12 protein-coding genes are annotated in these 13101 nt (G+C 46.4%); 11 read left to right on the top strand and 1 reads right to left on the bottom strand.

The genetic code is table 11. The annotated features are described in order from the left end of the window. Positions 1–27 precede the first annotated feature (27 nt). Complete coding sequence (gene ppsA, locus C2759_RS06945; protein WP_215354137.1) at positions 28–2430, top strand: phosphoenolpyruvate synthase; 2403 nt, start codon at positions 28–30, stop codon at positions 2428–2430. 142 nt (positions 2431–2572) lie between these two features. Here ppsA and smpB read toward each other — a convergent pair whose 3' ends face one another. Next, positions 2573–3025, bottom strand: a complete 453-nt coding sequence (gene smpB / locus C2759_RS06940) for an SsrA-binding protein SmpB (protein WP_215354135.1) — start codon at positions 3023–3025, stop codon at positions 2573–2575. 26 nt (positions 3026–3051) lie between these two features. Between smpB and C2759_RS06935 the strand changes: the two genes are divergently transcribed. The 10 genes from C2759_RS06935 to C2759_RS06890 all read left to right on the top strand — a co-directional run bounded on the left by C2759_RS06935 (position 3052) and on the right by C2759_RS06890 (position 13094). Further along, positions 3052–3483, top strand: a complete 432-nt coding sequence (locus C2759_RS06935; protein WP_215354133.1) for a type II toxin-antitoxin system RatA family toxin — start codon at positions 3052–3054, stop codon at positions 3481–3483. Further along, positions 3476–3826: an RnfH family protein gene (locus C2759_RS06930; protein WP_215354131.1), complete on the top strand. Its 351-nt coding sequence runs from the start codon at positions 3476–3478 to the stop codon at positions 3824–3826. The genes C2759_RS06935 and C2759_RS06930 overlap by 8 nt, the downstream gene beginning before the upstream one ends. Positions 3827–3852: 26 nt before the next feature. Then, on the top strand, positions 3853–5319 hold the full coding sequence (guaB, locus tag C2759_RS06925) for an IMP dehydrogenase (protein ID WP_215354129.1): 1467 nt from the start codon (positions 3853–3855) through the stop codon (positions 5317–5319). A 36-nt stretch (positions 5320–5355) separates the two neighbouring features. Continuing rightward, a complete protein-coding gene (gene guaA, locus C2759_RS06920; protein ID WP_215354127.1) occupies positions 5356–6963 on the top strand; it encodes a glutamine-hydrolyzing GMP synthase in 1608 nt (535 codons plus the stop codon). Positions 6964–7041: 78 nt separating this feature from the next. Then, positions 7042–7902 carry a putative selenate ABC transporter substrate-binding protein gene (locus C2759_RS06915; protein WP_215354125.1) on the top strand — a complete coding sequence of 287 codons (861 nt, stop codon included), beginning with the start codon at positions 7042–7044 and terminating at the stop codon, positions 7900–7902. Positions 7903–7904: 2 nt separating this feature from the next. Beyond that, positions 7905–8702 (top strand): phosphonate ABC transporter ATP-binding protein, encoded by a 798-nt coding sequence (locus tag C2759_RS06910; protein ID WP_215354123.1) that lies wholly within the window; start codon positions 7905–7907, stop codon positions 8700–8702. Positions 8703–8733: 31 nt separating this feature from the next. Continuing rightward, positions 8734–9567, top strand: coding sequence for an ABC transporter permease (locus tag C2759_RS06905; protein ID WP_215354121.1), 834 nt, complete (start codon positions 8734–8736; stop codon positions 9565–9567). A gap of 1 nt (position 9568) precedes the next feature. Next, a complete protein-coding gene (gene phnE, locus C2759_RS06900; protein ID WP_215354119.1) occupies positions 9569–10360 on the top strand; it encodes a phosphonate ABC transporter, permease protein PhnE in 792 nt (263 codons plus the stop codon). Between the two features lie 270 nt (positions 10361–10630). Further along, the gene (locus C2759_RS06895) at positions 10631–12232 is read left to right on the top strand and encodes an FMN-binding glutamate synthase family protein (protein ID WP_215354118.1); all 1602 of its coding nucleotides are present in this window, start codon (positions 10631–10633) and stop codon (positions 12230–12232) included. A 25-nt stretch (positions 12233–12257) separates the two neighbouring features. Next, the gene (locus tag C2759_RS06890) at positions 12258–13094 is read left to right on the top strand and encodes a ferritin-like domain-containing protein (RefSeq protein ID WP_215354116.1); all 837 of its coding nucleotides are present in this window, start codon (positions 12258–12260) and stop codon (positions 13092–13094) included. The last annotated feature ends 7 nt before the right edge of the window (positions 13095–13101 follow it).

Here is a 13101-nt window from a genome sequence, read left to right as displayed (position 1 = left end):
AGTTTCCTTATCCTTAGAGAGTATTTTATGTCCAACCAACAGCAACAAAGTAACGATGTAGCAAACGCCTACGTTTTGCCTTTTGAGCAACTCCGCATGACGGATGTTGAGTCAGTCGGCGGTAAAAATGCCTCACTTGGCGAAATGATTTCTCAGTTGTCCTCCACGGGTGTACGTGTGCCTACTGGATTTGCAACTACCTCATTGGCGTTTCGTGATTTCTTAGAACACAATAACTTGACCGAGCGCATTCAAAAGCGTTTGGAAAATCTCAATATTGATGATGTTCGTGCTCTGGCCGAAGCTGGAAAAGAAATTCGCGGTTGGATTGAGACTGCCCCATTTCAGGCGCGTCTTGATGAAGAGATTCGTATCGCATTTAAAACATTGGATGACTCTGGCAAGGGCTCATTCGCCGTTCGCTCTTCGGCAACTGCAGAAGACTTGCCTGATGCTTCATTTGCAGGGCAGCAAGAAACTTTCTTGAACGTTGAAGGTATTGATGATGTTTTGAAGAAGATTCGTGAAGTATTTGCCTCTTTATATAACGACCGTGCGATTTCTTATCGTGTTCACAAGGGCTTTGCCCACGCTGAGGTAGCGCTATCTGCTGGTATCCAACGTATGGTGCGCTCTGACCTGGGTGCTGCTGGCGTGATGTTTACTTTGGACACGGAGTCTGGCTTTGAAGATGTGGTGTTCATCACCTCCAGCTATGGCTTAGGCGAGACAGTAGTTCAGGGCGCAGTGAACCCAGATGAGTTCTATGTATTCAAAACTACCTTGGCAAAAGATAAGAAGGCGATTATTCGTCGCTCTTTAGGCTCCAAGTTGATTCAAATGCAATTTGCCCCAGCAGGCTCTGCTGAGAAGGTAATGACCGTGGATGTCGCTCCTGAAAAGCGTAACCGTTTTTCATTGGAAGATGCTGACATTACCGAATTAGCAAAATACGCCGTCATCATTGAAAAGCACTACGGTCGTCCAATGGATATCGAGTGGGGTAAAGATGGTCAGGATGGCCGTATTTACATTCTGCAAGCTCGCCCAGAGACAGTGAAGAGCCAAGCTGCCGGTCAGGTAGAGATGCGCTATAAGTTAAAAGGTAGCTCAAAGGTATTGACTAAAGGTCGTGCCATTGGTCAAAAGATTGGTGCGGGCCCGGTTCGTATTATTCGTGACCCAAGTGAGATGGATCGTGTGCAGCCTGGTGATGTATTGGTTGCCGACATGACTGATCCCAACTGGGAGCCAGTGATGAAGCGCGCTTCTGCGATCGTCACTAACCGTGGTGGTCGTACTTGTCACGCTGCGATTATTGCTCGTGAATTAGGTGTTCCTGCGGTAGTAGGCTGCGGTGATGCGACTGAGCATTTACAAGACGGCATGATGGTGACCGTCTCTTGTGCAGAAGGTGATGAAGGTCATATTTATGATGGTTTGATTGAAACTGAAGTGACTGAAGTTTCTCGTGGCGTATTGCCAGAGATCCCAGTCAAGATCACCATGAATATCGGTAATCCTCAGTTGGCCTTTGATTTCTGCCAGATCCCCAATGCCGGCGTTGGTTTGGCTCGCCTTGAGTTCATCATCAACAACTACATTGGTGTTCATCCCCGCGCTGTATTGGAGTATCCAAATATTGATCCTGATCTCAAGCGCGCAGTAGAGAGTGTTGCTCGTGGCTATGCAAGTCCACGCCAGTTCTATGAAGATAAATTGGTTGAAGGTGTAGCAACGATTGCTGCTGCTTTCTATCCAAAACCCGTGATCGTGCGCTTGTCCGACTTTAAGTCAAACGAGTACAAGAAGCTCATTGGCGGTTCACGCTATGAGCCGGACGAAGAGAATCCAATGCTGGGTTTCCGTGGTGCATCCCGCTACGTATCAGCAGATTTCGGTGAAGCCTTTGCTTTGGAGTGCGCTGCAATGAAGCGTGTTCGTGAAGATATGGGTCTAGATAACGTTGAGATCATGGTGCCCTTTGTTCGCACCATCAAACAAGCTGAGCGTGTCATCGACATGATGGCAAAGTTAGGCCTCAAGCGTGGTGAGAATGGCCTCCGCCTGATCATGATGTGCGAGATTCCCTCTAATGCCATCTTGGCTGACCAATTCCTTGAGCATTTCGATGGTTTCTCAATCGGTTCAAACGATATGACTCAGTTAACCTTGGGTCTAGATCGTGACTCCGGTATGGAATTGTTAGCAATTGACTTTGATGAGCGCGACCCTGCAGTAGAGTTCATGATTGCTCGCTCTATTGAAGCTTGCCTCAAGCAAAACAAGTATGTCGGTATTTGCGGTCAAGGCCCTTCAGACCACCCAGACTTTGCACGTTGGCTAGTTGCTAAGGGCATTACTTCGATCTCCCTTAATCCGGATAGCGTAGTAGCTACCTGGGAGATGTTAGGTAAGAAGGAAGCTTAACTCCCAATCGGCTAATCACTAGCGAGATGAAAAAATGCCTAGATGCAAATCTAGGCATTTTGTTTTGGGCTGAGATTACTCTCCCAAGTCCATCGTCATGCACTTTATTGGTGCATATATAGATTCTTATTGCCGCAGCAAATTAGGCGTTGAGATCGCCTCTGGCAATGCGACCCTTTTGGACTTCCCATTCACGCTCTTTGGTAGCAGCGCGTTTGTCATGCTGTTTCTTGCCGCGGGCTAGTCCAATCTCGCATTTCACATTCCCTTTTGAGAAATGCAGGTTCAATGGGACCAAGGTGTAGCCTTTTTGCTCCACTTTGCCGATGAGTTTTTTGATCTCAGTAGCATTAAGAAGGAGTTTGCGGGTGCGGGTGCTGTCTGGGACTATGTGAGTGGAAGCTGATAGCAGAGGGGTGATGTGGCAGCCTATTAGGAACAGCTCCGCCTGACGGATGACAACATACGCTTCTTTGATGTGCACGCGACCGGCGCGAATGGCTTTTACTTCCCAGCCTTCCAGAACCAGCCCTGCCTCGAACCGTTCCTCGATAAAATAATCGAAGAAGGCTTTTTTGTTATCGACGATACTCATATTTATTTAGCTTCTCAAGATCGATTATGGCAGACGTCAACAAGACCGTTTTAATTGGCCAATCCGCGGACCGCATGTATGGTTTGGTAACTGATGTTGCGCGCTACCCAGAGTTCTTGCCTTGGTGCGGAGGGGTGGAAATTTTTGAGCAATCCGAGACTGTTTTGGATGCCAAAATCAATATCCACTTTAAGGGCATTAATCAGTATTTTCATACCCGAAACACCAATCGTCGCCCCGAAAGCATTGATATGGTCTTTGTGGATGGCCCATTCAAGCATTTTTCTGGGCAGTGGAACTTCATCCCCCTTAAGGATGATGCCTGTAAGGTGGAGTTTAAGCTCCACTGGGAGTTTAAGAGCGTCATCCTGGATAAGATCATTGGCCCAGTATTCGGGCATATTGCAGGCACCTTTGTTGATTGTTTCGTCAAGCGAGCTGAAGACCTCTATGGCTAGTCAGTCTATGGAGATTCTGATTTGTGATGCCCGCTTGGGTGAGCCTGAGTTAAGCCCTTTCACGCTGCACTTATCGCCCTCCGAGGCTCCTACCGTTGGGCTTGCCCTCATAAAGGCTGGAATTGCCCAAGGCCCCAATGATTCCGTCTTGGCCAGAAAAGGCTGTTTTGGCGTCTTTGGCAAGCGCAAGGATTGGGATAGCCCTATTTACGAGGGCGATCGTTTGGAGCTGTATTCACCACTCCTAGTTGACCCCAAGGCTGTCCGTCGTAAGAAGGCTAATCAGAATCAAGATGCCAAATTCCAGGCTGCTGCAGCTAAAAGAAAGGCTAGGAGGCTATAATCGGTTTTTGCGACTAGGGGTTTTGCATGCGACTCATTCAAAAAGCACTCACTTTTGACGATGTGCTCCTCGTACCGGCTTATTCTTCGGTACTCCCTCGAGATGCCAGCTTGGCAAGTAAGTTAACTCGAGAAATTTCACTCAATACACCGTTGGTGTCGGCAGCCATGGATACCGTCACTGAAGGCCGTTTGGCAATTGCTATGGCCAGTGAGGGTGGTATTGGCATTGTTCATAAAAATCTCAAGCTTGCTGAACAGGCTAGGGAAGTAGCCAAGGTGAAGCGTTACGAGTCCGGCATTTTGCGCGATCCTATTACGGTAGATCCGCATGCCACGCTACGCCAAGTTATTCAACTTTCTCGTGAACATGGTTTCTCCGGATTTCCGGTGCTTACCGGCAAAGAGGTGGTGGGCATTATTACCAACCGCGACTTGCGCTTTGAAGAAGACTTAGATGCGCCAGTGAAATCCAAAATGACTCCACGTGAGCGCTTGATTACAGTTAAAGAAGGCTGTTCTTTAGAAGAGGCAAAGCGTTTGATGAGTCAGCACCGCTTAGAGCGCGTACTGGTTGTCAATGACAAGTTTGAATTACGTGGCCTCATCACCGTTAAAGATATCTTGAAAGCGACTGAGCATCCAAATGCTTGTAAAGACAGCGAAGGTAAATTGCGCGTTGGAGCCGCCGTTGGTGTAGGTCCTGATAACGATGAGCGCATTGAGCTTTTAGTTCGTGCAGGCGTCGATGTGATTGTGGTGGATACCGCGCATGGTCATAGCCAAGGCGTATTGGATCGCGTGAAGTGGGTTAAGAAAAACTACCCGCACGTACAAGTGATTGGTGGAAACATTGCCACAGGTGAAGCTGCTAAAGCATTGGCTGATCATGGCGCTGATGGCGTTAAGGTCGGCATTGGTCCTGGCTCTATTTGCACCACCCGGATTGTTGCAGGTGTAGGTGTACCTCAGATTAGTGCCATTGTGAATGTGGCTGCTGCACTCAAAGGCACAGGCATTCCTCTCATTGCTGATGGTGGTGTGCGTTACTCAGGTGACGTTGCAAAAGCCTTAGCTGCTGGTGCAAGCTCAGTGATGATGGGGGGTATGTTTGCTGGTACTGAAGAAGCTCCTGGTGAAGTGTTCCTCTATCAAGGTCGTTCATATAAGAGTTACCGCGGCATGGGATCTTTGGGTGCAATGGCAGATGGCTCTGCAGATCGTTATTTCCAAAGCGATATCAGTGCAGCGAATGCTGAGAAGTTAGTGCCTGAAGGTATTGAGGGTCAAGTGCCTTACAAAGGTAGCGTACTTGCCATCTTGCATCAACTGACTGGTGGTATTCGTTCATCAATGGGCTATCTTGGATGCAAGACGATTGATGAGCTTCATGAGAAAGCGAATTTTGTGGAAATCACTTCAGCGGGTGTGCGCGAGTCGCACGTTCATGATGTGAAGATCACCAAGGAAGCGCCAAATTACCATATTGATTAAGAAGTAAAAGCAGGCTGAATTTAAGGTAATCCTTTCGTGCACGACAAAATACTGATTCTCGACTTTGGTTCACAAGTCACCCAATTGATTGCTCGGCGCGTGCGTGATGCCCGCGTCTACTCTGAAATCCATCCCTACGATTGCGATCCAGAATTCATTCGCAAGTTCATTCAAGAGCAGGGTGGTAAGGGGCTCATTCTCTCTGGTGGACCAAGCTCGGTAACAGAAGAGGGTAGCCCTCGTGCACCGCAAATCGTTTTTGAACTGGGCGTTCCTGTTTTAGGTATTTGCTACGGCATGCAAACCATGGCAACCCAATTGGGTGGCGCAGTTGCTTCCGCTGAATCTCTTGGTAAAGCCCGTGAGTTTGGTTATTCAGAAGTGCGCGCTCATGGCCATACCAATTTGTTAAAAGGTATCCAGGACTTTTCTACTAGTGAAGGCCACGGCATTCTGAAGGTATGGATGAGTCATGGCGACTCAGTAACTGCAATGCCGCCAGCTTTCAAACTGATGGCCTCAACAGAGTCCTGTCCAATTGCAGGTATGGCTGATGAAGAGCGCCGTTTTTATGCATTCCAGTTTCACCCAGAAGTGACGCATACCTTACAAGGCGAAGCTATCCTAGCTCGCTTTGTGCATGAGATCTGTCATTGCAAACCAGACTGGGTCATGGGCGACTACATTAGTGAAGCAGTTGAGCATATTCGTAAGCAAGTCGGCGATGAAGAAGTCATTTTAGGTTTATCCGGTGGTGTTGACTCTAGTGTGGCAGCGGCATTAATACATCGCGCCATTGGTGAGCAACTCACTTGTGTATTTGTTGATCATGGCCTGCTTCGTTTAAATGAAGGCGACATGGTGATGGAAATGTTTGCCCGCAATCTCGGTGTCAAAGTCATTCGGGTTGATGCTAAAGAGAAGTTTATGTCTGAGCTCGCCAGTGTTGCAGATCCTGAAGCCAAGCGAAAAATCATCGGCAAAGAATTTGTGGTGATTTTCCAGGCTGAGTCTGGCAAGATCGAAAACGCTAAGTGGCTTGCTCAAGGAACAATTTACCCAGACGTCATTGAGTCTGCCGGTAAAGGTAAGAAGGGCGCGCATACGATTAAGAGTCATCACAATGTAGGCGGCTTACCTGAAGATATGCATCTCAAGTTACTTGAGCCCTTACGCGAATTGTTTAAAGATGAAGTGCGTGAACTAGGGGTTGCTTTAGGTCTACCCCGTGAAATGGTATATCGCCATCCATTCCCAGGACCCGGTCTTGGTGTGCGCATCTTGGGTGAAGTCAAAGCCGAATTCGCCAGCCTCTTGCAACGTGCTGACGCCATCTTCATTGAAGAGCTGCGTAATACGATTGATGAAGCTTCTCAAAAATCTTGGTATGACCTCACTAGCCAAGCCTTCGCCGTGTTCTTGCCAGTGAAATCGGTGGGCGTCATGGGTGACGGTAGAACCTACGAATATGTTGTTGCCCTCAGAGCAGTGCAAACACAAGACTTCATGACTGCACACTGGGCCCACTTGCCGCATGATCTGCTAGGTAAGGTATCGAACCGCATCATCAATGAAGTGCGTGGCATCAATCGCGTGGTCTATGACATCAGCGGAAAACCTCCGGCAACGATTGAGTGGGAATGAGGTAATTGATTTCCGTGCCTGCGGATTGCAACAGTTTGCTGTAGTGTCAAATAGTCGTCTTATTAATACAGGAAAATCATGAATACGCTTCAATGGATACGATCAATAGCGGTGTTGGCTTGTTTACTGCACATTCCTCTGAGTTATTCGCAGCAAGTGCTCCGAGTGACAACTATCCCGGAAGAGGCTGCTACCGAGCAAATGAGAAAGTTTGGACCACTCAGCAGTTATCTCGAAAAGAATCTTGGTATGAAAGTGGAGTTCACGCCAGTTAACGACTATCCAGCTGCAGTAGAAGCTATGGTGAATAAACAAGTTGACCTAGTATGGTTTGGTGGATTTACTTATGTACAGGCAAACATTCGTTCAGGCGGAAAAGTAGTTCCATTTGCGCAGCGCGAGGAAGATACTAAATTCCGCTCCGTTTTTATTACGCAGAAAAATTCAGGAATTACTAAGCTAACGGATTTAAAGGGCAAGCAAGTCAGTTTTGGTTCTCAATCCAGTACGTCTGGGCATCTGATGCCGCGTACCTTCCTCTTAGAAGCTGGAATTAATCCAGAAACTGATTTCAAGCGCGTGGCTTATTCAGGTGCTCATGATGCGACGATTGCCTCAGTAGTGAGTGGTCGAGTGGATGCAGCAGCACTAGACATTACCGTTTGGAATAAGTTTGTTAACGAAGGTAAGGTAGACACGAGCAAGGTAGATGTTTTTTACACAACACCCCCTTACTTTAATTACAACTGGTCGGTTCATGCAGATATGCCTGCCGCTCAACGTGAGAAGATTGCCAAGGCTCTATTTGCATTGGATATGAACACTCCCGAAGGCAAAGAAATATTGACTTTAAATCGTGCTACCAAATACATTCCAACAAAAGCCGATAACTATAAAAATCTAGAGCTTGCTGGCCGTAGTGCAGGCTTAATCAAATAGTCGTGGACGTACATTTAGAAAATATTAATGCCTATCATCCTGCTCGTGAGCAGGATGAAGTCTTTACCTTAAAGAATGTTTCTTTTCAAGTAAAAACCGGTGAGCATGTAGCGATCATTGGGCCGTCGGGTTCTGGTAAGACTAGCTTGTTGCAAATTATTGCAGCCGCAATGAAACCTCAGTCCGGGGTTCTGTCTCTAGGCGGAATCAATCCATGGTCAATTTCTGGAGGGGCATTACGTCAGCTACGGCAGCGCTTTTTTTATGCACCTCAAATTCCGCCACTGCCTCCACGACAACGCGTAGTTACTTCCTTGTCCGCCAGTCGGCTCGGTGAAATGGGATTGAGCAAGAGCATATTGAATTTAATTTACCCACAATATTCTCAAGAAGCTCTCAATACCTTATCGCTATTTGATCTTAGTGAAAAATTGTGGAGCAGGGTAGATCGTCTGTCCGGTGGGGAGCGTCAGCGGGTTGGTTTAGCAAAAATCTTAATGAGCCAAGCTGATCTTTGGTTGGTCGATGAGCCTTTATCTGCCCTGGATCCCAAAAGATCAAGGCAGGCTATTCAGATACTGATTGCAGAGGCAAAGAAACGGGGCGTCACTTTAATTGTGACATTGCACCAAGTCGATGTTGCAACCAAGGAATTTTCTAGGGTGATTGGATTGCAAGCTGGGGAGCTGGCATTTGATTTGCCATCTGATCAGATTATGAAAAATATTCTTCAAAATTTATATGCACAAAGTGAGCATGAAATTACTCAGTTAGAGGCTCATGTCTTCCATGCTGAGTGAAGTCTAATCGGTTACCGCCTCAATATTTTCAATGACTTTAGCTTCCGCTCATTTAGATTTAAAAGATCCCGCATGGCATTCACGTCTTAGTCTTGCTATTCTGGCCATTGTTTTATTAGTACCAGCATTAATCTCAACAGAATTTAAGCCTTGGGTTTTTTTTGAGGCAGACAATCTAAAGGTTACCCTAAAGTTTTTGGCTGACTTTGTCCCGCCTAATACTAAGCCCGACTTTCTAAAATTAGTTGCTATAGAGGCTTGGCGTACTGTTGCCATTGCAACTGCCGGGATGGTTTTGGCTCTCGTGCTAGCAATCCCGCTTACCTTGGTAAGCACCCGTGTGCTGTCTATTTCTGCGTTAACAGGTCGAATGGCAACTTTACCGTTCGTGATTCGACAAGTTATTCGAATCGTATTGATCCTGATGCGCAGTATTCCTGAAATAGTGTGGGCTTTGGTATTTGTGAGGGTAGTTGGTCTTGGCCCTGCCGCAGGAGTGTTGGCAATCGCACTAACGTATGCAGGCATGCTTGGGAAGATCTATGCTGAAATCTTAGAGAGTGGGAGTCATGAGTCAAGTCAAGCACTGCTTCGCAATGGAGCGGGCCGCTTACAAACCTTCTTGTATGCCGTCCTGCCTCAAAACTCGAGTGAGCTAACAAGTTACACCGTTTATCGCTGGGAGTGCGCTGTCCGCTCTTCTGCAGTGCTTGGGTTTGTTGGTGCAGGTGGTTTAGGCCAGCAAATGGATAACTCCATGAAAATGTTTAATGGTTCCGAAGTGGCGACTATTTTGATTGCGTTCATGATCTTAGTTGGTTTGGCAGACTGGTTTAGTGCCCAACTCAGAAAATTAATCAACTGATATGCAATTAAAGTCTCCCCATCTTTCATTGCATCCTTACATCGTACTTATGGGTATGAGTTTGTTCATCATCGCTAGCTTCTGGTCCCTAGATATACAGCTATCAAAATTACTTTCAGTTCGTAGTTGGGAATTAATGGGTAAATTTTTTGGTGAGTTGCTCGTACCTAATCTTAGCGGGAGCTTTCTAAATAAGGTCTTCCAAGCCTCACTTGAGACCTTGGCAATGTCAGCTCTAGGTACTCTCATTGCAGCTTTGTTTGGCATAGCTTTAGCCCTTCCTGCCAGCAAAAGATATGCTAATGATCCAATTTATATTCGCACTATTACTCGGTGGATATTGAATGCACTACGATCCATTCCAGAGCTAGTTTGGGCTGCATTGTTATTGATATCGGTTGGTCTAGGCCCCTTTGCGGGAACATTGGCACTGGCTTTGCACACCACGGGTGTGCTGGGGAGGTTGTTTGCGGACGCAATTGAAAATGCGCCAACCCAACCGGGAGAGACTTTGCGCATCATGGGGGTTGGTGAGTTAAAAATTTTCCTATACGCCACATTACCAAGCATTCTGCCGCAATTAATTTCATATAGCTTATATCGCTGGGAAAATAATATTAGGGCTGCGACCGTTCTTGGGGTGGTTGGCGGCGGCGGCTTGGGGCAGATGCTCGCTTTTCATATGAGCCTCTTTCAAATGCAAGATACCAGCACGATTTTAATGACGATGATTGGTTTGGTATTACTAGTAGATAGTTTCTCGTATTTCTTGAGAAGATATCTCGATAATTAAAGTGAATCGATAGATCTTAGGTTATCAATAGCGCGAGCTATGTTGTTGCTAGGATTAATTGCAGTCAAAGCCTAAAAAGGGGCGATAACTTTGGATAGCATCCCGTTCTGAGTTGAATAAGCTTACATTTTCATTTAAATGTCATATATCTGTCGATAGCACATAAAAGCTATACTCAGATAATTCATCATTCTGTATATCTTGCTGTAGATGTAGAAGGCATCATTTTTTAATTTCCGTTTATCAAAAATTGAGGTGAGGGAACTTCGAATGCGCTATTCCAGATATTTCTTTTGGCTCTCCACAGTTGTATTTGCAATCCTCTCTTTTCCCTTTAGCCCATACCTCTCTATTTTTTTCGTAGCATTATTTCTGCTTGGTTTGAGGGATGTAATGCAAAAGCGGCATTCAATCTTGCGGAACTATCCCCTGATAGGACATTTGCGTTTTTTGCTTGAATATATTCGTCCAGAAATTCGTCAATATTTCCTAGAGGATGATGAGGAGAAACTTCCTTTTTCCAGAAATCAAAGGGCTATGGTTTATAGCCGTTCTAAAAAAGATAACGATAAGCGGGGGTTTGGTTCAATCAAGTCTATGTATGGTTCTGAGGGTGAGTGGTTAGGGCACTCCAATTCTCCATGTCATCCTGACCCAAGCACCTTTCGCGTTCAAGTTGGTGGTCCAAGCTGTCTTCAGCCTTACTCTTTATCTATATTCAATATTTCTGCGATGAGTTTTGGATCGCTTTCACCAAATGCTATTAGAGCGTTGAATAGAGGTGCCAAGCTGGGTGGATTTGCACACGATACCGGCGAAGGCTCAATTTCTTCATATCATCGGGAGTTTGGCGGCGATATTATTTGGGAAATTGGATCTGGATATTTTGGCTGTCGCACCGCGGATGGTCGATTTTCAGAGGAAAAATTTACTGCTCAAGTAGTCGATCCGCAAATCAAGATGGTGGAAATTAAGCTATCTCAGGGCGCTAAGCCAGGCCATGGCGGAGTCTTGCCTGGCGCTAAAGTTACTGCTGAAATTGCTGCTACTAGAGGTGTACCGATTGGTGAGGATTGCGTCTCTCCGGCTCATCATGCTGAATTTTCATCTCCTTTAGAGTTAATGAAATTCATTGCGCGTTTGCGTAAGTTGAGCGGTGGCAAGCCGGTTGGCTTTAAATTATGTATTGGCCAGCCCTGGGAGTTTTTCGGTATCGCTAAGGCGATGCTAGAGACAGGCATTAGTCCCGACTTCATTGTGGTTGATGGAAGCGAGGGTGGTACTGGTGCTGCCCCCGTTGAATTTACAGATCATGTAGGGATGCCACTTCGTGATGGCCTTAGATTGGTCCACAACACCTTAGTTGGAATCAATAAGCGCAAGGAGATTGCGATTGGGGCCTCTGGAAAAATTATTTCTGGCTATGACATTATTCGAGCTATTGCATTAGGAGCTGATTGGTGTAACTCTGCAAGAGGGTTTATGTTTGCATTGGGCTGCATTCAGTCACGAACATGTCATACGGATAAGTGTCCTACAGGTGTTGCAACTCAGGATTTAGGTCGTCAAAGAGCATTAGTGGTTCCCGATAAGGCTGAGCGCGTATTTGCATTTCACGAGAATACGGTTGCATCTTTGGCTGATTTAATTGGCTCTGCAGGTCTGACGCATCCTACCGAAATTACACCTGATTATCTTTTGAGCAGAGATGGTTCTGGCAAGATAACGTCCTTAGCATCTCAGCTCACAACCCTGATTCCTGGAGCACTATTGCAAGGTGCCGCCGCCTCTTTGCAAAAAGATTTACCTCAGGAGTATGTGCAGTATTGGGATAGGGCTCAAACTAGTAGATTTGGCTTAGCCCTTCAATAGGTCTTATTAAGCCCGGTCTATATCTATGCTTGAGTTAAGAGAAACCGCCCTAGCAATACTGGCAAATACTGACCCGCAATCTAAGGTGGTCCGGCTATTCGGCTTGTACGATGAGTACTTGGCCCAGCGTATTGCTATCAATGCTTCTAAGCACTTCGCTGCTAACTTCACTAGTCAAGATATCGAAATTCCTGGTCGTCCCAATAAGCCAGAATTAGTAGCGCCCAAGTTTGTTCCCAAGAGGAAAATGGATACGGTTGAGGGTAGAGCTATTCTTTGGCACTCCCTGGCGCATATTGAATTTAATGCCATGAATCTCGCTTTAGATGCAATTTGGCGCTTTCCAAATATGCCCAGGGCTTATTACGAGGACTGGCTCAAGGTTGCCAAAGAAGAGTCGTACCACTTCAGCTTGATCAATGCCCATTTGCAGTCTTTTGGATATAGCTATGGCGATTTTCCTGCCCACAATAGTCTGTGGGAGATGGTGGAGAGAACTTCGGATTCAGTGATTGCTCGAATGGCGCTAGTTCCGAGAACCATGGAAGCTAGAGGTCTAGATGCGGTTCCAGAGATTCGGGATCGGTTTAAGCAAATTCAGGATGAGCGCGCTGTAGAGATCCTAGAAATTATCCTTCATGATGAAATCGGCCACGTGCTGGTGGGCAATCGTTGGTTTAATTTCTTATGCGCCAATGAGAACGTATCCCCGATTGCGACTTATCAAGAATTAGCCGAAAAATATCGTGCGCCCACTTTGAAGGGGCCGTTTAATTTTGAAGCACGCGAGCAAGCTGGCTTTACTTCAGAAGAATTGGAGTTGCTAGAATCTCTTGGCGAGAAGCGGACCCAAGCAGCGTGAAGATCCT

The organism is Polynucleobacter sp. MG-Unter2-18, assembly GCF_018687675.1.
Classification (GTDB): Bacteria; Pseudomonadota; Gammaproteobacteria; order Burkholderiales; family Burkholderiaceae; genus Polynucleobacter.
The sequence above is the reverse complement of the archived record's forward strand: the minus strand, read 5'-3'. Positions and strand labels throughout refer to the sequence as shown.